Raw genomic sequence first — 24,132 nt, 5'->3', positions numbered from 1 at the left:
GCGCGCCGACGGCCCCTGACCCACGCGCACGGCCCTTCCTCGGCGGCAGGGTCGTGTTTCCTCCGCGCCCCCGGGCTGACCACGTCGCCCGGGGGTGCGGCTCGTACCCGGGCGGCTACTCCGCGCCGGTCACCGCGCTCAGCCCCGCGGCCTCGATGCCGGCGACGGCGGCGGCCTCGTCGTTCAGCGACGCGTCACCGGTGACGCCGACCGCGCCGAGCAGCGCGCCGTCGGCGTCCTTCACGAACACCCCGCCGGGCACGGAGAAGATCTTGCCGCCGGTCAGCCCGGCGACCGAGGTGAAGAACTCCGGGGAGTCCGCGGCGCGTGCGGCGATGGCCCGGTTGGTCATCCCGAGCGCGAGGACACCGTTGGCCTTGCCGACGGCCAGGTCGGGGCGCGCGAACCCGGAGCCGTCCTGGCGGGCGAGCGCGACGATCGCGCCGCCCGGGTCGAGCACCGCGACGGTGAGCGGATTGAAGCCCTGCTCGGTGCCGTGCTTCAGCGCCGCGGCGGTGATGGTCTGGGCCTGGTCGAGGGTGATGGTCATAGGCGAACCCTGCCACCTACCCCGGTGTGCGGGCACGCCGAGCCGCTTCACCAGGCCTGTTCGCGGGGCGTCAGCGCGATGAGCGGGATGGTGCGTCCGCGGGCCTTCTTCTCGTAGTCGGCGAACCCGCCGTTGTTGTCCTTGATCGTCGTCCAGATGCGCTCGCGCTCGTCGCCGGTCAGCTCCTCGGCGTGGACCTGCACGGTCTGGACGTAGCCGCCGCCGTCGGCCACCGCGGCGGTGACGTTCGGGTTGGCCTTGAGGTTGTGGTACCAGGCCGGGTTCTCCGGGTCACCGGCCGCGGAGGCGACGACGACGTAGCGGCCGTCGTCGTCGAACCAGCGCAGCGGGGTCGTCCGCGGGGTGCCGGTGCGGGCACCGACGTGGTGCATCAGCAGCATCGGCAGCCCCTCGAAGGGCTCGCCGACGCGGCCCTTGTTCTCCCGGAACTCACGGACGATGCGGGTGTTGAAGTCCTCGGCCATGCGCCGATCCTGGCATCGACCGGGCCACCGGGGCCAGAAGATCGTTCCGGACGGTCAGGCGGGCGCGCCGCCCGGCGCGAACACCACCCAGCAGGCCGCGGCGGCCGCGACGACCGCCACCAGCAGGAACAGCCCGGCCCACGCCCCACCGGGCAGCGGCGTCAGCTCGGCGAGCCGGTCGGCGTCGGAGTGGCGCAGCCGACCGTGCCGGCGGCCGCGGCGCAGCTCGGCGCAGGCACGGATCCCGCCGAACAGCAGGAACCAGCACAGCACCGCCGCGAACCCGGTACGCAGGTCCTCTCCCGCCCGCAGCGCGACCAGCACCAGCACCGCGCCGCTGACCAGCACGGCGGCGGCGCCGTAGAGGTTGCGGATCTGCAGCAGTGTCCCGGCCAGCAGCACCACGCCCACCCAGAGCGTCGCCGTCGCGTGGTCCGCGGCGACGAGCGCGGCGCCGCCCAGCCCGAGCAGCGGCGGGAAGACGTAGCCCGCGGTGAACATCGCGACCACGCCCGGCCCGCGCCCGGCACCGGTGGAGTAGGTGACCCCGGACGAGTCGGCGTGCAGCCGGATCCCGGTGAGCCCGCGCCCGACCAGCACCGCGACCAGCGCGTGCCCGCCCTCGTGCGCGATCGTCACCGCGACCCGGGTCAGCCGCCACGCCGGCAGCCAGGCGACGACGGCCAGTGCCACCAGCGCCGCGAGCAGCGACGCCGGGCGGGCGGCCACCAGCTCGTAGGCACGCGGGAGCACGTCGGCGGGAGGCACGTGCCCAGTGAACCAGCGGCGGTGCGCCCGGCGGACGCGGGCCCGGGACACCACGTCGCGGAAATTCCGGGAGAAGCCGGGAAAGAGCCTTGACCTCCAGCCGCTGGAACCCGCGACGCTGTTCCCCGTGACCACGTCGTACCCCGCGTCCCAGGAACCCGCCCACCGGACCATCGGTCAGGTGGCGGAACGGACCGGGGTCCCGGTGCGCACGATCCGCTTCTGGTCGGACGAGGGCCTGGTGCCCTCCGTCCGGAGCAGTTCGGGCCACCGGGTGTACGACGCGGCCGCCGTGGCCCGGCTCGACCTGGTCCGGACCCTGCGCGAGCTGGGGCTGGGCCTGGACGAGGTGCGCGCGGTGCTGGCACGCCGGCGGGGGGTCGGCGAGGTGGCATCCGCGCACGTCCGGGCGCTGGACGGCCGGATCCGGGAGCTACGAGCGCAGCGCGCCGTATGCGTGCTGCTGGCCCGGTCCGGCGACGAACCCGATGCGAGGAGTGTGACCCTGATGAACGACTTGGCCCGCCTGTCCGCCGGTGAGCGGCAGGCCCTGATCGACGACTTCGTGAACGAGGCCTTCGCCGGCGTCGACGCCGACGCACCGGGCGGCTGGATCGCGAACGCGATGCGCAGCATGCCCGCCGAGCTGCCCGACGACCCGTCGCCGGAGCAGGTGCAGGCGTGGGTGGAGCTCGCCGAGCTCGTCCGCGACCCCGGCTTCCGGGCGCGGTGCCGGGAGATGGCGACCGCGGGTGCCGGCCCCGGCGGCCACCAGGAGCGGCAGCTCGACCCGGCCGCGGTGGCCGAGCACGCCGGACCGGCCGAGGCCGCCGGCGTCGACCCGGGCAGCGCCGAGGCGGCTGCGGTGCTGTCCCGGATCCCCGGTGTCGACGACCTCGACGCCGCGGGCCGCACCGCGACGGCGGAGACGATCGAGCTGTTCTCCGACCGCCGGGTGGAGCGCTACTGGGCGCTGCTCGGGGTGGTCAACGGGTGGGCGCAGCGGGAACCGGTGGTGCCCGCGTTCGAGTGGGTCGCGGCCGCGCTGCGCGCCGCCCCGCGAGGCTGATCCGCGGGGTCAGTGCTGCTCGGGGTCCCACCCGTAGAACACCCGCTCGACGACGCCGCGGGTCCGCCTGGTGACGCGCCGGTAGTCGTCGAGGAACACGCCGGGATCCCCCGGCGGGTACCCGAGTGCGGCCGCGACGGCGGCCAGCTCCCGCCCCGAACGCGGGAGCTGGTCGCCGGCCTTGCCCTTGACCAGCATGATCGCGTTGCGGGCGCGGGTGGCCGCGGTCCAGCCCTCGGCCAGCTCGGCGGCGTCCTCGGCGGTGATCAGCCCCGCCTCCGCGGACTCCTGCAGCCCCTCCAGGGTGGAGGTCGTGCGCAGCTCGGGGACGTCGCCCGCGTGCTGGAGCTGCAGCAGCTGCACGGTCCACTCGACGTCGGCGAGCCCGCCGTGGCCCAGCTTGGTGTGGGTGGAGCGGTCCGCGCCGCGGGGCAGCCGCTCGTCGTCGACGCGGGCCTTGATCCGCCGGATCTCGGCGACCGCGGAGTCGGGCAGCCCGTCGGCCGGGTAGCGGATCGGGTCGATCATCGACACGAACTGGCGGCCGAGTGCGCGGTCCCCGGCGATCGGGCGGGCCCGCAGCAGGGCCTGGGCCTCCCACACCTCGGCCCAGCGGGAGTAGTACTCCCGGTAGGAGGCGAGGGTGCGCACCATCGGCCCGTTGCGGCCCTCGGGGCGCAGGCCGGCGTCGATGGTCAGCTCCGGATCCGGGCTCGACGAGCCGAGCAGCCGCCGCACCTGCTCGACGACGGCGGTCGCCCACTTGACGGCCTCGTGGTCGCCGATGCCCTCGGCGGGCGCGCACACGAACATGACGTCGGCGTCGCTGCCGTAGCCGGACTCGCCGCCGCCGAGCCTGCCCATCCCGATCACGGTGACGGCGGCCTTGCGCTCGTCCTGGGCGCGGACCACCGCGTCCAGCGTCGCGGCCAGCACCGCCTCGTTCACCGAGTTCAGTGCCGCGCAGACCTCGCCGACGCCGATCAGCCCGAGCAGGTCCGCGCACGCCACCCGCAGCATCTCGTGCCGGCGGTAGGAGCGGGCCGCGGCGACCGCGGACTCCGGGTTGGTGTGCCGGGCGACGGTCGCCTGCAGGGCGACCGCGACCTCGTAGGGGTCGCGGGTGAGCTCCGGGCTCTGCACCCCCGACGACGTCGCGAGCATCCGCAGCACCTCGGGCGCACGCTGCAGCAGGTCGGTGACCAGCGCGGACGTCCCGAGCAGGATCATCAGGCGCTGCGCGACCGCGCCCTCGTCACGCAGCAGCCGCAGGTACCAGGGCGTCGACGACAACGCCTCGGACACCCGCCGGTAGGCCAGCAGGCCGCGGTCCGGGTCGGGACTGTGCGACAGCTCGTGCAGCAGCACCGGCAGCAGTGCCCGCTGGATCGACGCCGACCGCGACACCCCGCCGGTGAGCGCCTTCAGGTGCCCGAGCGCACCCTCCGGCGACGCCCAGCCCAGCGCCTTGAGGCGGGCCTTCGCCGCCTCCGGGGACAGCACGGCGTCGGCGGCGCCGTCGTCGGCGAGACGGGAGACCGCAGCCAGCAGCGGGCGGTAGAACAGCTTCTCGTGCAGCCGGCTGACCCGGCGCGCGTTGCGCTGCCACTCCGAGACCAGTACGCCGACGACGTCGTGCCGTCCGTCGGGCCGGATGCGGGCCGCGCGGGCCAGCCAGCGCAGCCCGTCGATGTCGTCGGTCGCGGGCAGCAGGTGGGTGCGGCGCAGCTTGTGCAGCTGCAGCCGGTGCTCGAGCAGCCGCAGGAACCGGTAGGACGCGGCGAGGTTCGCGGCGTCGTCACGGGCGACGTAGCCGCCGTCGCTCAGCGCGGCGAGCGCCTCCAGGGTGTTGCCCGACCGCAGCGTGTCGTCGGTGCGCCCGTGCACCAGCTGGAGCAGCTGCACGGCGAACTCGACGTCGCGCAGCCCGCCGCGACCCAGCTTCAGCTCGCGTTCGCGCTGGTCGGAGGGGATGTTCTCGATCACCCGGGTGCGCATGGCCTGCACCTCGGGGACGAAGTCGTCGCGGGTGGAGGCCTGCCACACCATCGGTGCGAGCGCGTCGACGTAGGCCTCGCCGAGCTCGCGGTCCCCGGCCAGCGGGCGGGCCTTGAGCAGCGCCTGGAACTCCCAGGTCTTGGCCCATCGCTTGTAGTAGGTGACGTGCCCGTCGAGGGTCCGCACGAGCGCGCCCTGCTTGCCCTCGGGGCGCAGGTTGGCGTCGACCTCGAAGCAGGCGTCGCCTGCGATGCGCATGACCCGCGACGCCAGCTTCGTCGCCGGCTGGGTCAGCTCGCCACCGGGCTCGGCGACGAACACGACGTCGACGTCGGACACGTAGTTGAGCTCGCGGCCGCCGCACTTGCCCAGCGCGATGATCGCCAGGCGCAGCTCGACCGGCGGGTCCTGCTCGGCGGCGGCGACGGCCAGCGCCGCGGCCAGGGCGGCCTCGGCGAGGTCGGCGAGCTGGGCGGCGACGTCGTCGACCTCCATCACCGGCAGCTCGGGGTCGCCGACGGCGGCGAGGTCGGCCGAGGCGAGCCCCAGCAGCTCGTCGCGGTAGGCGCTGCGCAGCGCGGTCACCGCCTCGGTGCCGGTCAGCGTGGCACGGGCCCCGTTGACGGTGCCCGGGGCGGGCGCGTCCGGGTCGGCGCCGACGGCGCGCAGCAGGTTCGCGGTGCGCCGGGCCAGATCCGGCGGCGGATCCGAGCGGTCCGGGGTGTCGGCGAGCAGCGGCCAGCGGTCCGGGTTCGCGATCAGGTGGTCACCGAGCGCCGACGACGCCCCGAGCGTGGCGAACAGCCGCCCGCGCAGGCCACGGTCGGTCCGCAGCGCCTTGTCGATCTCCGGCCACGGCGCGGTGTGCGAGAGCCGCTCCACCTGGCGCAGCGCCAGCTCCTGATCGGGGCTGCGCGCCAGCGCCCACATGATCTCCTCGCACCCGGCCGTCGGCCAGTCGCCGTCCCACCAGCCCAGCCCGCGCAGCGTCGTGTTCGCGTCCGGCCCGGTCAGGCCCAGCCGGGCCAGCGACGTCCCTGTCCGCCGTTGCATCACAGGCACCGATCCTGCCCCATGACCGGCTCGCACGGGTCGATCACCGCCGCAGTTCTACGGCCGATCACCACATCCGTTCTGCGGCACGATCACCACAGCCGTTCTACGGCACGAGCGCGGTCACCCGGATCTCGACGTGCATCGACGCCAGCCCGAGCGCGGTCACCCCGGCCTGGGTCCACACCGGCGCCCGGCCGCCCATGCGGGCGCGGAACTCGCGGGTCATCACGGCGTTGTGGTCCTCGCCGATCGCGACCGCATCCGGCGCGAGGCGGTGGTAGGAGTTCACGTGCACCACGTCCGCCCAGCTCGCGCCGGCCTCGGCGAGGGTGCGGCCGACGTTGTCGAAGGCCTGCACGATCTCGGCCTCCAGCTCGTCGGGGACCACCAGATCGTCGTCGAACCCGCCCTGGCCGGAGGTCTCCACCCGATTGCCGATGCGGACCGCCTGGCTGTAGCCGAGCAGGTCGCGGGCGGTCTCGCCGTAGCCGGGCGTCACGTAGAAGGTCGCGGTCTCATTTACTTCAAGCATGAACTCAAGCTACAACTCACAGCTGCGGCTGTACAGTCCCGGCGATGACCGAACGACCCGCCGAACACGATCCGGAGCCGCGGTGGCTCGACGCCTCCGACAAGGCGGCCTGGACCGGCGTCGCGTCGATGATCACGCTGCTGCCCGGGCGCCTGGAGGCCCCGCTGCAGCGCGAGCACGGGCTCACGCTGTTCGAGTACCTGACGCTGAGCCACATGTCCGAGGCATCGGAGCGACGGCTGCGGATGAGCGAGCTCGCGTTCCTCACCAACGGGTCGCTGTCGCGGCTGTCCAACGTGGTGAAGCGACTGGAGGGCCGGGGCTGGGTCCACCGCTCCCCCGACCCGGACGACGGCCGCTACACCGTCGCCGCCCTCACCGACGACGGCCTCGACGTCGTCCGGGCCGCCGCGCCCACCCACCTGCGAGCCGTCCGTGAGCTGGTCCTCGACCGGCTCGACGACACCGACCGCGAGGTGCTCGGCCGGATCTCCGAGACCCTGGGACTGACCATCCCGCGGAACAGCCACTGATCGCGAGACCGTGGGTGCGATGTCGGTCATGGCACCGCGGTGAGCGCCGGCAGCCCCGGGGTCGCGAACGAATCGGAGATCAGCGGCGGCTCGACTCAGGTGCCGGCGCGCCCGCCCGGAGGCCGTTCCCACATCCCTCCGCCGATGCTCACACCTCTGCACAGGTTCCGACACCCCATATTTCGGGTGTGGGAACCGGAGCAGGGGTGTGCGGTGGGACTGCAGAGGCACATGGGCCGTGCGATCGCGGAGCTGGCCGACGTGCAGAACGAGCTCGGCCTGACCGAGTGATCACGGCCGACGGCGCCGGCTCGGCCGGGTCACGGTTGTCCTCGGTGACGCGAACGTCCTGTACCCGCGTGTCCTGGAGCCGGAGCGCCGAACACTGCCGACGGGACGGTGCCACGACCGCGACGACGACCACGACACCGGACGACTTGCGGAGGTCCGACATGCACCGGCTCGTCAGGACGCTTTCCGCGCCGAGCCGTTGAGCTGGGCTACACGCTGGTGGGACATCTCCAACGCGTCGCCGATGTCGCGGTACGACAGGCCCGCGGCACGCATTGCCGCAATTGCCTCCAGGCGTGCCCGGTCGAGCTCCGCCCGTGCCTCTCCCGCACGCGCGGACTTGTCGAGTGCGTCGAGCAGCGGGGCGGTGAAGTCCCCGTCATCGGTCCGGTACTTCCAGACGAGGGTGAAGTCCTCGGTACCGAGCAGGTCGACGAGGGACTCACGGACGTCGTCGTGCAGTTCGGCCAGGTGTTCGACGTCGTACCCGGCGGAGGTGTTCGGCGGCAGACCACGCACGACCGCCGACCAGAGGCCGTCGTCCCGGGTCACCTCGACCGTGTAGGTGTCCATCAGCCGTTCTCCATCCACTTCTCACCGAACAGCGGGGCCAGGTCGTTCTCGACGTTGCGCAGCACGACCCAGGACAGCTCTCTCGGGTGGTCGGTGAGGACGAAGCGACCGACCACGGCGCCGGAGCCGTCGAGGACGACATGATGCCGATGCGAGCCCTTCCCGCGTCCGGATTCCTCGGCCACGGAGTAACCGCGCTTGCGCGCCACGCGTCGGACGATCTGCATCGTCGGCGCGTACTTCGTCCTCCGATTCACCACGACAGTAAGTCTAGCGAAGTAGACACGCAAGCGTCTAATCAGCTAGACAGCCTGGTGGCACAGCGGTCGGGAAGGAATCGGAGATCGACTACAGGCCGGGGCTCGGCTCAGTTCGTCGCGCCGCGGATCACGACGTCGAGCAGCAGGTCGAAGTCGAGGTCGACACCGTCGGACAGGCCCGGGTTCTGCTCCACGGCAACCCGCCCGACGACCGCCGTCGTGAAGATCTGCGCGTACTGCACCGCCCGCTCCGGTGGCGCACCGCCGTACCGGAACGCGGCGGTCACCGCGTCCGCGCCGGGGGCGTCGGCGGGCTCGTGACTGTGCGGGCCGGAGAGCAGCCGCACGGCGAATCCGGGCAGCCGCAGCATCTCGCGACGCATGCGGTGGCCGTGCTCGACGAGCCAGCTCCGCCAGTTCTCCGCGGTGGGGCGGTCCGGACCTTCCATCCGGCGGCGCAGCTCCGCACTGACCAGACCGAGCAGCTCGTCGCGGCCGGCGATCCAGCGGTAGAGCGCAGCCTTGGTTACCCCGACCTGCTCCGCGACCGCAGCCATCGTCAGCCGCTCCGGATCCATGGTCATCGCCGCGGCGACGATCCTGTCGAGGTCGATCTGCGCCGGGCGCCCCGGTCGCGGGGTCGTCGCAGGCGGCCGGTCGGACATGTGACACACCCTAGCGAGCACCCCCTTGCCACATTAGTAAACGCTGGTTACTTTCAACTGAGGCTTACCTGAGTTGGAGGTGTGATGCGCGAGCATCGACTGGTCGTGGTGCAGGCGTGCGTGGCGGTGTTCGTCGTGATCCTCGACGCGACGGTCGTGGCGGTGGCCCTGCCACACATCGGCCGCGACCTGGGTTTCGACGCGGCCGGCCTGCCGTGGGTGGTGAACGCCTACACCCTGGTGTTCGCCGGCTTCCTGATGTCGGGCGGGCGCAGCTGCGACGTGTTCGGGCCGAGGACGACGATGCTCACCGGGCTCGCCCTGTTCGGACTCGCCAGCGCGGCGTGCGGGCTCGCGGCGAGCCCGGCGATGCTGCTGGTCGCCCGCGCGGTGCAGGGGCTCGGCGGAGCACTGCTGATGCCGACGTCGCTGGCCTCTATCACCCGGGCCATCCCGCAGGGCCCGGAACGGACCTCCGCCCTGGCGGTGTGGAGCACGGTCGGCGCGATCGGCGGCACCGCCGGAACGCTGGTCGGCGGCGTCCTGACCGAGGCACTGAACTGGCGGTGGATCTTCCTGATCAACCTGCCGGTCGTCGCCGTCGCCCTGGCCCAGACCATGCGGGCACTGCCCGTGGAGGCCCGCACCCGTCGTCCTCTGGATCTGCCGGGAGCCGCCCTGGTCACGGCGGGCCTGACCGCGGTGACGTACGCGGTGCTCGACTCCACCGAGCACGGGTGGTCGTCGCCGCTGATCTGGGGCGGCGCGGCGGCCGGCCTCGCCCTGCTCACCGCGTTCCTGCTGCACGAGCACCGGGCCCGCGAACCGCTGCTTCCACTGCCGGTCTTCCGGTCCCGGTCGACGTCCGGAGCCTGTCTGGCGATGTTCCTGACCGGTCTGGCGTTCTTCGCCGCTCCGGTGCTGGTGTCGCTCTACGTGCAGGACCAGCGCGGGTACTCCCCGCTGGTCGCCGGGATCGCGTTCCTGCCCGGGTCACTGGCGCTGATCGTCGCGGCGCGGTTCGTCGGTCGCGTGACCAACCGGTTCGGAGCCCGCCGGACGGCGATCGGCGCGACCTGCCTGACCGCACTCGGGTTCGCCGGCCTGGCACTCGGGACGGCCACCGGCGCCGGATACGTCCTCGGGATCGCGCTCCCGACCGTTCTCTACGGCCTGGGCTTCTCCGGGCTGGTCACCCCGCTGACGGCGATCGCGACCCGCTGGGTCGAGCCCCACCGACAGGGCGTCGTCGCGAGCCTGTTCAACACCGTGCGCCAGACCAGCGGTGCGGCGGGGATCGCGGTCCTGAGCGCAGTACAGGCGAGTGCGGCAACAGTGCCGTCGGGTGGGTCTGCACCGGCCTTCACCGTGGCCGCCGGGTTCGCCGCGCTCTCCGCGGTCATCGCAACGACGGCGCTCCCCCGCGACCATTCGACCGTCCGGGCCGCGACATGATCGGCAGACGCACGGAGCGGCCGTCGCGTCGTCGCTGGGTATCGAGACGATGACAGCGGCGGGCACGCCCAGGCCCCACGTCGGTCACAACACCTCACCTCGTGAGGCGCCCGGCCGGGACGCCGCTCCCGCGCAGCGCCACGGGCACCCGGACCCGCTACCCCAGGGGTCAGAGCACCGGGAGGTACGTCGCCAGCTCGTGCGGCGTCACGTTCTTGCGGTAGGCGTCCCACTCCGCACGCTTGTTGCGCAGGAAGAAGTCGAACACGTGCTCGCCCAGGTACTCGGCGACCAGCTCGCTGCGCTCCATGACGTCGAGGGCCTCGGTGAGGTTCTGCGGCAGCAGCTCGTAGCCCAGCGCCTTGCGCTCGGTGTCGGTGAGGGCCCAGACGTCGTCCTCGGTGGGCGGGGGCAGCTCGTAGCCCTTCTGGATGCCGGTCAGGCCGGCCCCCAGGATGACCGCGTAGGCGAGGTAGGGGTTGCAGGCCGAGTCCAGCGTGCGGACCTCCACCCGGCGCGACGACGACTTACCCGGCGAGTACATCGGCACCCGGACCAGCGCGGACCGGTTCGCGTGCCCCCAGGACACCGCGGTCGGGGCCTCGCCACCGGTGATCAGCCGCTTGTAGGAGTTGACCCACTGGTTGGTGACGGCGCTGATCTCGCGGGCGTGCTTCAGGATGCCCGCGACGAACGCCTTGCCGGTCTCGGACAGCTCGTAGGGGTCGTCCGGGTCGTGGAAGGCGTTGGAGTCGCCCTCGAACAGCGAGAAGTGCGTGTGCATCGCCGAACCGGGGTGCTCGGTGAACGGCTTGGGCATGAACGACGCACGCACGCCCTGGGTGAGCGCGACCTCCTTGACCGTGTAGCGGAAGGTCATGAGGTTGTCGGCCATGGTGAGGGCGTCGGCGTAGCGCAGGTCGATCTCCTGCTGGCCCGGGCCGCCCTCGTGGTGGCTGAACTCGACGGAGATGCCCATCGACTCCAGCGTCTCGATGGTGTTGCGCCGGAAGTGCGGGGCGACGTCGTGGCTGGCCTGGTCGAAGTACCCGCCGCGGTCGGCGGGGATCGGCGGCGTGCCGTCGTCGGGCAGGTCGCGCAGCAGGTAGAACTCGATCTCCGGGTGCACGTAGCAGGTGAACCCGGCCTCGCCGGCCTTGTTCAGCGCCCGGGTCAGCACGTGCCGCGGGTCGGCCCAGGACGGCGAGCCGTCAGGCATCGCGATGTCGCAGAACATGCGCGCCGAGTAGTGCTCACCGGACGCGGTCTCCCAGGGCAGCACCTGGAACGTCGACGGGTCCGGCTTGGCGACCATGTCGGACTCGTACACGCGGGCGAAGCCCTCGATCGCGGAGCCGTCGAAGCCGATGCCCTCGGAGAAGGCACCCTCCAGCTCGGCCGGGGCGATCGCCACCGACTTGAGGTACCCGAGCACGTCGGTGAACCACAGACGCACGAATCGGATGTCGCGTTCTTCGAGCGTGCGGAGGACGAACTCCTGCTGGCGGTCCATGCGCGGGAGCCTAGGAAAACCGTGTTACGCGAATGTTTCCTGGCGGTGCGGGTGACCCGTCCGAGGCCACCCGCACCTCCGATCAGGACGGAACCGGCCCGATGATCAGGCCGGCGCGAGGGTGCACTCGGCGCCCTTCTTCGGCAGCTTCAGGTCGACCAGGTAGTCGTTCGCGAGCTTGTCCGTGCACGCGTCACCCTGCAGCGACGCGGTGTGCTGGTTGCCGTTGACCTTGATCAGCCCACCGCCGAGCTGCTGGGCCAGGTTCACCCCCGCCTGGTACGGCGTCGCCGGGTCACCGGTGACCGACACCACCACGATCGGCGGGAGTCCCTGCACCTTCGGCGTGTGCGGCTCGCTGGTCGGCGGCACCGGCCAGAACGCGCACGCGTCCTTGGCGAGCACCGCGCCCTTGCCGGACTGGCGGAACGGCGCGGCGTCGTAGGCGCCCTGCTGCATCGCCTTCACGTCCGCCGGGTCGGTGACCGGCTTGTTGTTCACGCAGCTGATCGCCTGGAACGCCTGCAGCATGTTCGAGTAGTGGCCCTGCTCGTCGCGCTCGTAGTAGGAGTCCGAGAGCAGCTTGAGGATCCGGCCGTCACCGCTCGCGGCACCGGAGATCCCCTGCTCGAGCACGGACCAGTACTGCGAGACGTAGAGCGCCTGGTTGGCACCGTTGAGGGCGTCGGTGAAGCCCAGGGTGCGCCCGTCGCCGACCGGGACCGGCTTGGTGATCAGCCGCTGCATGATCTTCTGGAAGTTCCCGGTCGCCTTCGCCGGGTCGGTGCCCAGCGGGCAGTTCGGCCGCTTGGTGCAGTTCTTGGCGAACGCGTCGAACGCGACCTGGAAGCCCGCGGCCTGCTTGACGTTCGACTGGACCGTCGTCTCCTCCGGGTCGATCGCCCCGTCGAGCAGCAGCGCCCGGACGTTCTGCGGGAACGCCTCGGCGTAGGCGGTGCCCAGCTCGGTGCCGTAGGAGAAGCCGGCGTAGGTCATCTTCTGGTCGCCGACGGTCGCGCGCATGACGTCCATGTCCTTGGCGACGTCACGGGTGCCGACGTTGGCGAGCACGTCCGCGCCGGTGCCCTTGGTGCAGCCCTCGGCGAACTTCTTCTGGTCGTCCTCGGCGGCCGCGACACCCTTCGGCGACGGGTCGACGAAGTCCCTGGCGCGCTGCTCGTCGACCTCACGGTCGGTCTGGCAGCGGATCGCCGGCAGGCTCGCGCCGGTGCCGCGCGGGTCGAACCCGATCAGGTCGAACCGGTCGCCGATCGGCATCTGCTCCCAGTCCGAGGCCTTCTGCGCCAGGAACGCGGTGCCCGAGCCACCGGGGCCGCCCGGGTCGGTGAACAGCGACCCGATCTTCTTCCCGGACGCCTTCTTGCGCAGCAGCGCGATCTGCATCGTCCCGGCGTCGGGGTGGGCGTAGTCCTTCGGCACCTCGACGCGGGTGCAGTCCAGCTGCGGGTTCGTGAACGCGTCCGCGGTGTCCGACGACGACGCGTAGTCCTTGCAGGGCCCCCACTTCGGCTTCTGGTCGTAGAACTTCTCCAGGCCTGCCGGGACCGCCGGGGCGCCGGGCGCGGGCGGCGGCGCGTCCCCGCCACCGGGCGCGCCACCGCCGGGGGCCCCGTTGTCGGCGCATCCCCCGGCCAGGACGAGGGCGGCGATACCCGCTGCGACCAGGGCGGACGTCCGTCCGCGTCGGCGCGGCGGTCGGGAGTCGCGGAGGTCGGTGCCCGGTGATCCGGACCCCGGTGGGCGCAGTCGGGGGAGCATGACCGCGAGCATGCCAGCCGCTGCGCAGGGTCACGACGGTGGCGTCCGGGACGTGGCGGGACCGTGACCAACCGGTGGCCGGAGACCGGTCCGGCCCGGCTCCGGCGGGTGAAAGTCCCCACACCTGGCCCCTGCGGCCGGTGCCGCGCTGCGACCCTGGCGTCGCCATCGACGGCGAACCCGGGGACCCGTGACCGATCGCGGGCCTCGAGGAACGGAAGGAGCTCACCGATGAGCGCACCGCAGAGCGGCGAGGCCGAGTCGCCGTACCGCACCCCGGCCGCGCCCCCGCGCCGCACCCGGCTGCACCACCTGCAGCAGTGGAAGGACGAGGGCCGCCGCTGGCCGATGCTGACGGCCTACGACGTCTACTCCGCCCAGATCTTCGACGACGCCGGCGTGCCCGTCCTGCTCGTCGGGGACTCGGCGGGCAACAACGTGTTCGGCCACGACAACACGATCCCGGTGACGGTCGAGGAGCTGCTCCCGCTGACCCGGGCGGTCGTGCGCGGTGCGCAGAGCGCGCTCGTGGTCGCCGACCTGCCGTTCGGGACCTACCAGATCTCCCCCGCCCAGGCCCAGGAGACGGCGTTCCGGTTCATGAAGGAGGGCGGCGCGCACGCGGTGAAGCTGGAGGGCGGCGCCCGGTTCGCCCCGCAGGTCGAGGCGCTGACCGCGTCCGGGGTGCCGGTGATGGCACACCTGGGGTTCACCCCGCAGAGCGAGCACTCCCTGGGCGGGTTCCGCATCCAGGGCCGCGGCGACGCAGGCGACCGGCTCGTCGAGGACGCGCTGGCGATGCAGGAGGCCGGGGCGTTCGCCGCGGTGCTGGAGATGGTGCCCGCCGACGTCGCGAAGCGGGTGACCGCCGAGCTGCGGATCCCGACCGTCGGCATCGGGGCCGGACCGGACTGCGACGCCCAGGTGCTGGTCTGGTCGGACATGGCCGGGATGAACCGGGGCAAGGTGCCGCGCTTCGTGAAGCGCTACGCCGAGATCGGGCAGGCCCTGCACGACGCCGCGGCCGAGTTCGCCGCCGACGTGCGGGCCGGCGAGTACCCGGCACCCGAGCACTCCTACAGCTGAGCGCCCCCGCGGACCGCCCGGGTCACCGGTGCGTGGCGGCGGGGGCCGGCAGCCCCGGGATCCCGCCGCCCGCCCGGTAACGGGCCAGCATCCGCGCCGCCGGGGTGTCGTCGCGGTGGACGCAGGCGCGCAGCAGCTCCAGGCGCGGCGCGTGCTCCGGCTCGTCGCGCAGCGCCGCCTCCGCCGCCCCCAGCACGGCCAGCGACCCGGCCCGGATCGCCGGGTCGGACCAGCCGCGCAGCGCCGATCGGCGGTGCGCCGGGCCGTCCGGGACGCGGCGGCGGTCGGGCAGCGTGTCGTCGCGCAGCAGGCCGGTCAGCAGGCTGAGCAGCGCGGCGAGCAGGTCAGCGGCGTGCGCGGCGGTACGCCCCTCCGGGGCCGGGTCCTCCGCCTCGCGCACGGCGACCGCGTCGAACGCCTTGAACTCGATCCGGCCGATCTCGGTGGGCAGGCCCGCGTGCCGGGTGATGCCCGGGTCGGTGCGCAGCAGCGTGTCGCCGGGGTCGAGGTAGGCGAACGCGGCCGGACGGGCGCCGGTGCGCAGCGACGTCCGCGCGGACAGCCCACCCCACGGGCGGCCGTCGCGGAACGGCGAGGAGAACGACCACGGCACCAGGTACGGGCTGTAGGCGGTCAGCTTGGTGGCCGCGTCGAGCAGCACGGCCGGGTCGGTCCCGGCGTCGGGGAACGACAGGTTGACGTCCGGGCCGTAGGTGGCCATGTGCAGGTGCGCGGTCCGCTCCTCCGGCGAGTCGGCCATCAGCGCCCGCTCGTGGGCGTTGGGCGGCGGGTCGAGCCGGTAGGTCGTCCGGACCGGGTTCAGCCCGATCGCCAGCGGCCGCAGCCCGTGCGGCGCAGCGGCAGCGGCGAGGGTCGCGGCGTCCTCGGTGAGGGTGCCGAGCACCGCGTCGACGCCGTCGTGGACGGTCGTGCGGATCTCGATGCCCTTGGGGTCGAAGCGGACCAGCTCGCCGTCCTCGTCGAGCCGTTCGTAGCCCTCGGCGTACCAGCGCTTGCGGCGGATGCCGGCGTCGCCGACGCGCAGGTCGGTGGTGCCCTCCGGGTTCTCCGGCAGCTCGTCGACGACCGCCTGGACCTCGCCGTGGGTCAGCGTCGTGAAGTCCGCGACGGCACCGTCGTCACGGAGCAGTGCCAGCTCGTGTTCGATCCCGTACCGCGCCGCTCCCCGCACCCGGACCACGTTAGCGGCCGGGCAGGCGGCCACGGTGTGACACATTCCCGGCCCCGATTGACCCGTTCCGCCCTGGACAAGCCCGCCCGTACGGGTCAGCCTGGTGACGGCGACCACATCGGGTACGCCGGGTGACCCGGAATCACGGGAGGCAGTCATGAGGCTGGGCCGCAAGATCTCCGAGGGATTCGCCGTCGACCACGAGGCGGACTGCGCCGCGCCCGTGGAGCAGGAACGCTCCGCGCCGGAGCGCACGCAGCCCGAGGCTCCGGTCCGGGCCGAGCGCGACGAGCCGGCCCGCACGGTGTCGCGCGAGGCCTGACGTGGGGCGGGGACTGTTCCGCCGCACCCCGCAGGAGCTGCCCCCCGGTGCGCTCGACGGGCACAAGCTGGCGTTCCCGATGCTGTCCGCGGACGGCACCACGGCCGGGTTCACCGGGGTCACGCTGGGGCGTGCGCACGTCTACCGCCGGGTGGCCGACGCGATGTGCGCGCACGGCTGCCGGCATGCCTGCCCGTCGCGGTGGTGCGACTGCGGCTTCTACTGCTTCACCTCCGCCGACGACGCCCGCGAGCTGGCGTGCGCGCCCGAGCACCAAGGGGCGATCCTGCTGGAGGTCGCGGCGTCCGGGCGGTTCCGCCGCTACGAGCTGGGGCTGCGCTACGCCCGCCAGCGGGTCCGGTCGGTCCGGATGCGGCCGTGCCGGTGCGGGGCACCGGTGACCGCCCTCGCCGACACCGGCTCCGGGCAGCGCGGCTGGCGCCGGATGGAGCCCGTCTGCACCGACTGCGCCGGGGCACGTCCGGTGCTCACCCCGGAACGCTTCGCCCGCCTGGCCGGGGTCGTGCTGCGTCCCGACGAGGTGCCGTCCGGCCCGCTCGCGCCGGTCACGGCATCGGACGGGACGGGGTTCGCCGGCTCCGGTGTGTTCGACGGGGCCTGGTTCGGCGCGGCGGACGGCGACGGCCCGGGCGCACCCGACGACGACGCAGATCCGGTCCGTGGCCTCGACAGCAGCCTCGACGAGGCCGACACCGACGCCGGCACCGCCTCGTTCGCCGGGACCGACGCCGGTGGTGACCCGGTCGCCGCCGCGGGGGCTGTCGCGGTGCTCACCGCGGAGGTCGCGCTGCTGCAGGCGCGGCTCGACGAGATGGCCCGCCAGCTCGGGCGGGCCACCGCCCGGCTCGACGAGCTGGAGGGCCGGGACTAGCCGTACGACCAGTCCCGGGCCGGCAGCTCGAGACCAGATCGGAGCCGGGTCAGAGCCAGGTCGGCAGCGTGCCGGGGCGGTCGCCGTCAGCGGTACGCAGACCCTTGCCCGGCGGGCGGCCCAGCAGCCACGCCATCAGGTCGTGGGCCTTGCCGCGCACCGTGCCGAGGTCGCCGGGCGCGCCGTCGTCGGGGGTGGTGGGGCCGGGGCCGAACTCGAGGACCTCTCCGGTCCGGACCTCCTCGATGCGCACCCGCGGGCAGCCGGGCCGCGCCGCCAGCGTCGTGGTGACGTCGGCGACCAGCACCTGGCGCATCGGGATCGGGAGGTCCTTGAACGAGGCCCCGACGTCGAGGTCGACGGCGTGGATCCACACCTCGCGCGCCCGCACCCAGAGGATCTCGGTGGCCGGCACCTCGACGCCCTCGCTGGTGCGCACCGGGCGCCGCCAGGCGTCGTCGGGGACCTTGCGGACGGCGTCGGCGAGCCGGTCGGAGGCGTCGACGACGGCGGCCCGTACCTGGTCGGCGGTCCAGCCGGCGTGCTCTGGCGCGGTGCCCGGCCCGAAGCCGTCCTCGTGGCGGGTCGGCACCGACGGGACCGGCTCCCCGGTCCGCAGCCGGGACAGCAGGTCGATGGCGGTGTCGGCGCTGCGGGCGATGTGCATGAGCACGTCCGCGCGCGTCCAGTCCTCGAGCAGCGAGCGGGCGCCGAACGCCTCGTCGCCCATCCGGGTCATCAGCCCGCGCAGGTGGGCCTGCCCGTCGGCGGCCCAGGCCAGCGAGTCCGCCAGCGGCGGCGGGACCGTGACCTCGGTCGTCAGCGACCTTCCGAGCGGTTCATCCTTGGTCATCAGCACCGGTTCCCCGAGCCTCTCAGCACGACGTGATGGGCAGTGTGGTGGTCAGTCCGGACGGGCCGGTCAGCCGGTGGCGCGGCAGGGGTTGCGGCACTCGCCGACGCCGTCGACGCCGGTCGCGATCTCGCAGCCGTCGGTCAGGTAGCGCGGCGGGGTCCGGGCGTCGCCGACCCCGCCCGGCGTCCCGGTCGCGATGATGTCGCCGGGGTTCAGCGTCACGACCGCCGACAGGTAGACGACCAGGTCGACCGCGCCGAACACCAGCTGGTCGGTCGTCGAGTCCTGCATGATCTCGCCGCCCAGCTCCGACCAGATCCGCAGCCCGGCCGACGGGTCGGCCGGCAGCTCGTCCGAGGTGACCAGCTGCGGGCCCAGCGGCGTCGAGTGCTCCCAGGTCTTGCCCTGCAGGAACTGCTTGGTGCGGCGCTGGAAGTCGCGCATGCTCACGTCGTTGAGGACCGTGTAGCCGGCGATCGCGTCGCGGGCGGCCTGCTCGTCGGCGTGCCGGACCGACTGCCCGATGACGACGGCCAGCTCGGCCTCGAAATCGACGCGCTCGGACTCGGCGGGCAGCTCGATGTCGTCGTACGCGCCGACCAGGGCGGGGGCGAACTTCGCGAAGACCGTCGGGTACTCGGGCAGCTCGTTGCCCATCTCCTTGACGTGGTCGGCGTAGTTCAGCCCCACGCAGATGATCTTCTCCGGGGACGGGACGAGCGGGGCGTAGTCGAGGTCGGCCACGTCGTGCACCGGACCGTCGGCGTTCGCCGCGTGGTCGGCCCAGTCGGGGCGCTCGAGCAGCGCACGGACGTCGGCCTCCCCGGTCTCCACCGCCGCGTCGCCGTCCACCCGTACCGCCCGGTGCCCGGTCGCGGTCCGGATCGTCGCGAGCCTCATCCCGGAAGTCCCTTTCTCCACACGACGTGCGTCACGGCGCAGAGTGTGCGCCACTCCGGGACGGAACGGGTGATCGGGTACGCCGGACTCGGCCGAACGGCCGGGGTGAGGGCGGTGATCGGTTGCGTCGCGCCACGATCGCCGCCGCGGCGGCCGGGCCGGTGCCGCGGGCCGTCTCCACCGGAGCCCCGGCGCGGCGGTGAGCGGTAACGTCCCGGGTCATGCCCGAGTTCCACCACACCGACGTGCTCCCGCTCGGCCCGGACGACACCGAGTACCGCGAGCTCGACCTCCCGGCGGGCGCCGTCACCACCGCCGCCGGCCGCACCTTCCTCGAGGTCCCGCCCGAGACCATCACCGGCCTGGTCCGCGAGGCCGTGAAGGACATCCAGCATCTGCTCCGGCCGTCGCACCTGCGCCAGCTGCAGTCGATCGTCGAGGACCCGGAGGCCTCGGCGAACGACCGTTTCGTGGCCACCGACCTGCTGCGCAACGCCTGTGTCTCCGCCGGCGGCGTGCTGCCCATGTGCCAGGACACCGGCACCGCGATCGTCATCGGCAAGAAGACCGAGACCGTCCTGACCGGCGGCGACGACGAGGCCTCGGTCTCGCGCGGGGTGTTCGAGGCCTACCAGGAGCTGAACCTGCGCTACTCGCAGATGGCGCCGCTGTCGTTCTGGGACGAGCGCAACACCGGCACCAACCTGCCTGCGCAGGTCGAGCTGTACCAGAAGCCCGGGCAGGACCCGTACTACGAGTTCCTGGTCATGGCCAAGGGCGGCGGCTCGGCCAACAAGACCTTCCTCTACCAGGAGACGAAGGCGCTGCTGAACCCGAAGCGGCTCGCGGCGTTCCTGGACGAGAAGCTGCGCTCGCTGGGGACCGCGGCGTGCCCGCCGTACCACCTGGCGATCGTCGTGGGCGGCACGTCGGCCGAGTTCAACCTCAAGGTCGCCAAGCTCGCGTCGGCCCGCTACCTGGACAACCTGCCGACCGAGGGCTCCCCGCTCGGGCACGCGATCCGCGACACCGACCTCGAGCAGCAGGTGCTGGAGCTGACCCGCGGCTTCGGGATCGGCGCGCAGTTCGGCGGCAAGTACTTCTGCCACGACGTCCGTGTCATCCGCCTCCCCCGGCACGGTGCCTCGCTGCCGGTCGGCGTCGCGGTGTCCTGCTCGGCGGACCGCCAGGCCAAGGCGAAGATCACCCCGTCGGGCGTGTACCTGGAGCAGCTCGAGCGTGATCCGGCGCGGTTCCTGCCCGAGACCGAGCACGAGGACCTGTCCGACGACGTCGTGCGGGTCGACCTCAACCGCCCGATGGACGAGATCCGCGCGCAGCTCTCGCAGCTGCCGGTGAAGACGCGGCTGTCGCTGACCGGGCCGCTGGTCGTGGCCCGCGACATCGCCCACGCCAAGATCGCCGAGCGGCTCGACGCGGGCGAGGAGATGCCGCAGTACCTGCGCGACCACGCCGTCTACTACGCCGGACCGGCCAAGACCCCCGAGGGATACGCCTCCGGCTCGTTCGGCCCGACGACCGCGGGCCGGATGGACTCCTACGTCACGCAGTTCCAGGAGGCCGGCGGGTCGCTGGTGATGCTGGCCAAGGGCAACCGGTCGAAGCAGGTCGTGGACTCCTGCGCCGCCAACGGTGGGTTCTACCTGGGCTCGATCGGCGGACCGGCCGCCCGGCTGGCGCAGGACTGCATCCGGGAGGTCGAGGTGCTGGAGTACCCCGAGCTCGGGATGGAGGCGGTCTGGAAGATCGAGGTGGAGGACTTCCCGGCGTTCGTGGTGATGGACGACAAGGGAAACGACTTCTTCGCCGACACCTCCGCACCCACACTGCAGGTGTCGTTCCGGAGCTGACCGTGCGCCGGGCGTCCGTCCGGGCCGTCGGCCGGCCGGTCCGGGCAGTCGGCGTGGCTCGTCCGCTAGGTTCGCCGGCGTCGTTCGTCCGCCGTCCGCTCGTCGAGTCGAGGGAGACCCGCCGTGGCCGCTCGCGCCGTGCCGTTCCTGATGTTCCAGCCGCCCCGCGGCCCGGGTGCCGAGGAGGCGATGACCGCCTGGACCGCGCTGTTCGACGACGGCGAGATCCTCTCCGTGCAGCGCCACACCGCCGACGGACCCGCCGGGCCGGACGCGGCGGGCACGGTGATGATCGCCGAGTTCGTCCTCGCCGGGCAGCGGTTCCGGTGCGGCGACAGCCCGCCGGTGCACGAGTGGGGCTTCACCCCCGCGGTGTCGGTGTGGGTGGACTGTGCGTCGGCCGACGAGCAGGGCCGCGTGTTCGCCGCGCTCGCCGAGGGCGGCCAGGAGCTCATGCCGCTGGGCGACTACGGCTTCGGCCCGTTCGGCTGGGTGCAGGACCGCTTCGGGGTGTCCTGGCAGCTGGCGGCTCCGGCCTGAGGGTTTCGCCGGTGGGTTCGCCGGCCGGTGGGTTCGCCGGCCGGGGTGCCGGCCGGTCGGTTCGCCGGCCGGGGTGCCGGCCGGTCGGTTCGCCGGCCGGGGTGCCGGCCGGTGGGTTCGCCGGTCGGCGCTCCTCGGTCCGGGCCGGACTGCGGTCCGCGGGATCAGGCCAGGCGGCGCGGACCTGCGTCGCGACGGCTCGGGGGTGGCCCGACGGTCACCCGCGCGCCGGACACGAACGCCCCCTCCGGGGAGGCGAGCACCGGGTCGAGCGCCAGCGAGCGCACCTGCGGGATGTCCTCGGTGAGCCGTCCGATCCGCAGCAGCAGGTCCTGCAGCGCGTCGAGGTCGGCGGGGTCGCTGCCCCGGTAGCCGGTGAGCAGCGGCGCCGCCCGCGGCGCCCGGATCAGCCGGGTCGCGTCCTCGGTCGACAGCGGCAGAACCCGGTAGGCACGGTCGTCGAGCAGCTCGGTGGCCATGCCGGACAGGCCGAACGCCAGCAGCGACCCGAACGACGGGTCGTCCACGACCTCGATCTTGCAGGACGTGCCCTTCGGTGCCATCCGCTGCACATACACGTCGGGCGAGCCGGTGAAGCGGGACAGCTCGCTGTGGGCGGCGCGGACTCCCTCGGCCGAGGTGAGGTCCAGCCGGACGCCGACGAAGTCGCCGCGGTGGCGCCACTGCTCGGCCGTCGCCTTCAGCACGACCGGGTAGCCGAGCTCCTCCGCGGCCGCGACGGCCGCGTCGCCGCTGCTCACCCGGCGGAACGATCCCACCTCGATGCCGTAGCAGGCCAGCAGTTCCAGGGCCTCGTCGTCGGAGAGGATGTGGTCGGTGTCCGGGCCGAACGAGGCGACCAGGCGCCGCGCGGCCTCGGTGTCGATGCCGTCCGGGACGACGAACTCGCCGACCGGGGTGTCGCGCCACTCGGCGTAGCGGGTGACCCGGCCCAGCGCGGACGTCGCCCGCTCGGGGCTGGCGAAGCTCGGCACCGAGCCGCGCGCCGGGGTGCCGTCGCAGCCGGGGACGGCCAGCTCGGGCGGCACACCCTCCATCGCGAGGAACACCGCGATCACCGGGACACCGGCACCGGCGGCGGCGTCGCGCAGCGCGCGGGCGTGCGCGGCCCCGGCGACGGCGACCGGCGGTACGAACACCGCGATCAGCGCGTCCGGCCGGTCGGGACCGTCCAGCGTGGCACGGACCGCGTCGGCGAACTGCTCCGGCGAGGCCTGGGTGCCGACGTCGGTCGGGTCACCGGCCGGCTCCAGCCCCTCGTCGAGGAGGCCGTCGGTGACCAGCAGGTTCAGCGCCGTCGAGTTGCCGACGACCGCGACCCGCCGCCCGGCAGGCAGCGGCTGGTAGGCCAGCACGAGCGCGGTGTCGAACAGCTGCGGCAGGGTCTGCACACGGATCACGCCGGACTGCTCGAACAGGGCCTGCACGCTGGCCTCGTCGATCGGTGCGGCCACCGACGCCAGCGACGGCAGCGGCCCGGTGTGCCGCCCGGACTTCACCGCCACGATCGGCTTCGTCCGCGCCAGCCGCCGCGCCACCCGGGCGAACTTGCGCGGGTTGCCGAAGGTCTCCAGATACAGCAGCACCTGGTCGGTGCCGGGGTCGGTCTGCCAGTACTGCATGAGGTCGTTGCCGGAGACGTCGGCACGGTTGCCCGCGGACACGAACGACGACAGCCCGAGCCCGCGGGAGCGGGCGTTGGCGAGGATCGCGGTGCCCAGCGCACCGGACTGGCAGAAGAAGCCGGTCCGGCCCCAGCCGGGCAGCGCCGGGGCCAGGGTCGCGTTCAGCCGGACGTCCGGGTCGGGGTTCGCGACGCCGAGTGCGTTCGGTCCGACGACCCGCATGCCGTGCACCCGCGCCTCGGCGACCAGCCGCCGCTCGGCGACGGTCCCGCCGCCACCGGCGTCGGCGAACCCGGAGCTGATCACGACGAGCGCCTTCACCCCCTTGGCCAGGCAGGAGTCCATGACCTCGTCGATGTTGGCCGCCGGGACGGCCACGACCGCGAGGTCCACGTCGTCCGGGATGTCGATCACCGAGGCGTAGGCGCGGACGCCCCGGATCGAGCGGGCGTCGGGGTTGACCGGGAACACCGGCCCGGTGAACCCGGCCTCGAGCAGGTTCCGCAGCACCGTGTGGCCGATCTTGGTCTCGTCGGCCGACGCCCCGATCACCGCCACCGACGACGGGTGGAGCAGGTTCGCGACGCTACGTGCCTCGGCCGCCTGCTCGCGGGAGTCCCGCACCGCGATCCAGCGCTCGGTGGGGTCGATGTCGAACTCCAGGTGCAGCACCCCGTCGGCGAAGGCACGTTTCACCTGGTAGCCGGCCTCGCGGAAGACCCGGACCATCGAGTGGTTCTCGACGAGCACCTCGGCCTCGAACCGCTGCAGCCCGTTCTCCCGGGCCGCCGCGGCGAGGTGCTCGAGCAGTATGGAGCCCAGCCCGCGGGCCTGGTGGTCGTCGCGGACGACGAACGCGACCTCCGCGGAGGTGACCGGACCGCCGTCCTTGGGCGGCAGCCCCTCGTAGCGTCCGATCGCGACGATCTCGTCACCGAGCAGCGCCAGGAACGCCACCCGGGTGTGGTGGTCGACGACGGTGAACCGCTCCAGGTCGCGCTGCGAGATCCGCGGGTAGGGCCCGAAGTAGCGCAGGTAGCGGGTGCGGTCGGAGAGCTTGCCGTGAAAGGCGAGGACGTCGTCGGCGTCGCTGGGCAGCATCGGGCGCAGGTGGACGATGCGCCCGTCGGAGGCGACGACGTCGGCCTCCCAGCTCCGCGGGTAGGCGTGGTCGGCGGGGGCGCGCTCGCCCGCGCCGTCCTGCTGCCCGGTGGTGCCGGGACCGTCCTGTGCCCGTTCGCCGGGCATCTGCTTCTCGTCGGGCATCTGCTTCGTCCGCTCTCCGGGCCGCCGTGGCCCG

22 protein-coding genes are annotated in these 24,132 nt (G+C 73.2%); 8 read left to right on the top strand and 14 right to left on the bottom strand.

Annotation, left to right across the window (positions count from 1 at the left end; genetic code table 11):
• Positions 1-115 precede the first annotated feature (115 nt).
• The 3 genes from ACLE50_RS14465 to ACLE50_RS14455 are packed head-to-tail and all read right to left on the bottom strand — an operon-like array spanning position 116 to position 1,803.
• A complete protein-coding gene (locus ACLE50_RS14465) occupies positions 116-550 on the bottom strand; it encodes a GlcG/HbpS family heme-binding protein (protein WP_410944048.1) in 435 nt (144 codons plus the stop codon).
• 47 nt (positions 551-597) lie between these two features.
• Positions 598-1,035 carry a nitroreductase/quinone reductase family protein gene (locus ACLE50_RS14460; protein WP_410944047.1) on the bottom strand — a complete coding sequence of 146 codons (438 nt, stop codon included), beginning with the start codon at positions 1,033-1,035 and terminating at the stop codon, positions 598-600.
• Between the two features lie 54 nt (positions 1,036-1,089).
• Positions 1,090-1,803 (bottom strand): M50 family metallopeptidase, encoded by a 714-nt coding sequence (locus tag ACLE50_RS14455; RefSeq protein ID WP_410944046.1) that lies wholly within the window; start codon positions 1,801-1,803, stop codon positions 1,090-1,092.
• A 181-nt stretch (positions 1,804-1,984) separates the two neighbouring features.
• On the opposite strand from ACLE50_RS14455, the gene ACLE50_RS14450 reads away from it, so the two are divergent.
• The gene (locus ACLE50_RS14450) at positions 1,985-2,872 is read left to right on the top strand and encodes a MerR family transcriptional regulator (RefSeq protein WP_410944045.1); all 888 of its coding nucleotides are present in this window, start codon (positions 1,985-1,987) and stop codon (positions 2,870-2,872) included.
• Positions 2,873-2,881: 9 nt separating this feature from the next.
• On the opposite strand, the gene ACLE50_RS14445 is transcribed toward ACLE50_RS14450, so the two are convergent.
• Positions 2,882-5,923, bottom strand: coding sequence for a bifunctional [glutamine synthetase] adenylyltransferase/[glutamine synthetase]-adenylyl-L-tyrosine phosphorylase (locus tag ACLE50_RS14445; protein ID WP_410944044.1), 3,042 nt, complete (start codon positions 5,921-5,923; stop codon positions 2,882-2,884).
• Between the two features lie 106 nt (positions 5,924-6,029).
• Positions 6,030-6,458: a Rid family hydrolase gene (locus tag ACLE50_RS14440; RefSeq protein ID WP_410944043.1), complete on the bottom strand. Its 429-nt coding sequence runs from the start codon at positions 6,456-6,458 to the stop codon at positions 6,030-6,032.
• Between the two features lie 44 nt (positions 6,459-6,502).
• On the opposite strand from ACLE50_RS14440, the gene ACLE50_RS14435 reads away from it, so the two are divergent.
• A complete protein-coding gene (locus ACLE50_RS14435) occupies positions 6,503-6,991 on the top strand; it encodes a MarR family winged helix-turn-helix transcriptional regulator (RefSeq protein ID WP_410944042.1) in 489 nt (162 codons plus the stop codon).
• A gap of 465 nt (positions 6,992-7,456) precedes the next feature.
• Here the strand turns inward: ACLE50_RS14435 and ACLE50_RS14430 are convergent, their stop codons facing one another.
• From ACLE50_RS14430 to ACLE50_RS14420, 3 genes are all read right to left on the bottom strand, one after another.
• The gene (locus tag ACLE50_RS14430) at positions 7,457-7,855 is read right to left on the bottom strand and encodes a MerR family transcriptional regulator (RefSeq protein ID WP_410944041.1); all 399 of its coding nucleotides are present in this window, start codon (positions 7,853-7,855) and stop codon (positions 7,457-7,459) included.
• A complete protein-coding gene (locus ACLE50_RS14425; RefSeq protein WP_410944040.1) occupies positions 7,855-8,115 on the bottom strand; it encodes a hypothetical protein in 261 nt (86 codons plus the stop codon). The genes ACLE50_RS14430 and ACLE50_RS14425 overlap by 1 nt, the downstream gene beginning before the upstream one ends.
• Before the next feature lie 107 nt (positions 8,116-8,222).
• A complete protein-coding gene (locus tag ACLE50_RS14420) occupies positions 8,223-8,780 on the bottom strand; it encodes a TetR/AcrR family transcriptional regulator (RefSeq protein ID WP_410944039.1) in 558 nt (185 codons plus the stop codon).
• A gap of 84 nt (positions 8,781-8,864) precedes the next feature.
• On the opposite strand from ACLE50_RS14420, the gene ACLE50_RS14415 reads away from it, so the two are divergent.
• Positions 8,865-10,235, top strand: coding sequence for an MFS transporter (locus ACLE50_RS14415; RefSeq protein ID WP_410944038.1), 1,371 nt, complete (start codon positions 8,865-8,867; stop codon positions 10,233-10,235).
• A 169-nt stretch (positions 10,236-10,404) separates the two neighbouring features.
• Here the strand turns inward: ACLE50_RS14415 and glnA are convergent, their stop codons facing one another.
• Positions 10,405-11,748, bottom strand: coding sequence for a type I glutamate--ammonia ligase (gene glnA / locus ACLE50_RS14410; protein WP_410944037.1), 1,344 nt, complete (start codon positions 11,746-11,748; stop codon positions 10,405-10,407).
• Between the two features lie 105 nt (positions 11,749-11,853).
• A complete protein-coding gene (locus tag ACLE50_RS14405; protein ID WP_410944036.1) occupies positions 11,854-13,527 on the bottom strand; it encodes an alpha/beta hydrolase in 1,674 nt (557 codons plus the stop codon).
• 231 nt (positions 13,528-13,758) lie between these two features.
• Between ACLE50_RS14405 and panB the strand changes: the two genes are divergently transcribed.
• On the top strand, positions 13,759-14,613 hold the full coding sequence (panB, locus tag ACLE50_RS14400) for a 3-methyl-2-oxobutanoate hydroxymethyltransferase (RefSeq protein WP_410944035.1): 855 nt from the start codon (positions 13,759-13,761) through the stop codon (positions 14,611-14,613).
• 22 nt (positions 14,614-14,635) lie between these two features.
• Here the strand turns inward: panB and ACLE50_RS14395 are convergent, their stop codons facing one another.
• Positions 14,636-15,805, bottom strand: coding sequence for a glutamate-cysteine ligase family protein (locus ACLE50_RS14395; RefSeq protein ID WP_410944034.1), 1,170 nt, complete (start codon positions 15,803-15,805; stop codon positions 14,636-14,638).
• A 157-nt stretch (positions 15,806-15,962) separates the two neighbouring features.
• Here ACLE50_RS14395 and ACLE50_RS14390 point away from each other — a divergent pair, with 157 nt between their 5' ends.
• Together ACLE50_RS14390 and ACLE50_RS14385 are read left to right on the top strand one after the other, a co-directional pair.
• On the top strand, positions 15,963-16,127 hold the full coding sequence (locus ACLE50_RS14390) for a hypothetical protein (RefSeq protein ID WP_410944033.1): 165 nt from the start codon (positions 15,963-15,965) through the stop codon (positions 16,125-16,127).
• 1 nt (position 16,128) lies between these two features.
• Positions 16,129-17,019 (top strand): hypothetical protein, encoded by an 891-nt coding sequence (locus ACLE50_RS14385; protein ID WP_410944032.1) that lies wholly within the window; start codon positions 16,129-16,131, stop codon positions 17,017-17,019.
• A gap of 49 nt (positions 17,020-17,068) precedes the next feature.
• Here the strand turns inward: ACLE50_RS14385 and ACLE50_RS14380 are convergent, their stop codons facing one another.
• Positions 17,069-17,872, bottom strand: coding sequence for a maleylpyruvate isomerase family mycothiol-dependent enzyme (locus ACLE50_RS14380; RefSeq protein ID WP_410944031.1), 804 nt, complete (start codon positions 17,870-17,872; stop codon positions 17,069-17,071).
• 69 nt (positions 17,873-17,941) lie between these two features.
• Entirely contained in the window at positions 17,942-18,775 is an 834-nt protein-coding gene (locus tag ACLE50_RS14375) for a fumarylacetoacetate hydrolase family protein (RefSeq protein WP_410944030.1), read from the bottom strand.
• Positions 18,776-18,996: 221 nt separating this feature from the next.
• Between ACLE50_RS14375 and ACLE50_RS14370 the strand changes: the two genes are divergently transcribed.
• Together ACLE50_RS14370 and ACLE50_RS14365 are read left to right on the top strand one after the other, a co-directional pair.
• Positions 18,997-20,646 carry a fumarate hydratase gene (locus ACLE50_RS14370; protein ID WP_410944029.1) on the top strand — a complete coding sequence of 550 codons (1,650 nt, stop codon included), beginning with the start codon at positions 18,997-18,999 and terminating at the stop codon, positions 20,644-20,646.
• Positions 20,647-20,769: 123 nt separating this feature from the next.
• Positions 20,770-21,186, top strand: coding sequence for a VOC family protein (locus tag ACLE50_RS14365; protein ID WP_410944028.1), 417 nt, complete (start codon positions 20,770-20,772; stop codon positions 21,184-21,186).
• Positions 21,187-21,350: 164 nt separating this feature from the next.
• Here the strand turns inward: ACLE50_RS14365 and ACLE50_RS14360 are convergent, their stop codons facing one another.
• The gene (locus ACLE50_RS14360; RefSeq protein ID WP_458788556.1) at positions 21,351-24,080 is read right to left on the bottom strand and encodes a bifunctional acetate--CoA ligase family protein/GNAT family N-acetyltransferase; all 2,730 of its coding nucleotides are present in this window, start codon (positions 24,078-24,080) and stop codon (positions 21,351-21,353) included.
• Positions 24,081-24,132 lie beyond the last annotated feature (52 nt).

Source organism: Pseudonocardia phyllosphaerae, assembly GCF_046546475.1.
Classification (GTDB): Bacteria; Actinomycetota; Actinomycetes; order Mycobacteriales; family Pseudonocardiaceae; genus Pseudonocardia; species Pseudonocardia phyllosphaerae.
This window is presented reverse-complemented; position numbering and strand designations above follow the sequence as displayed.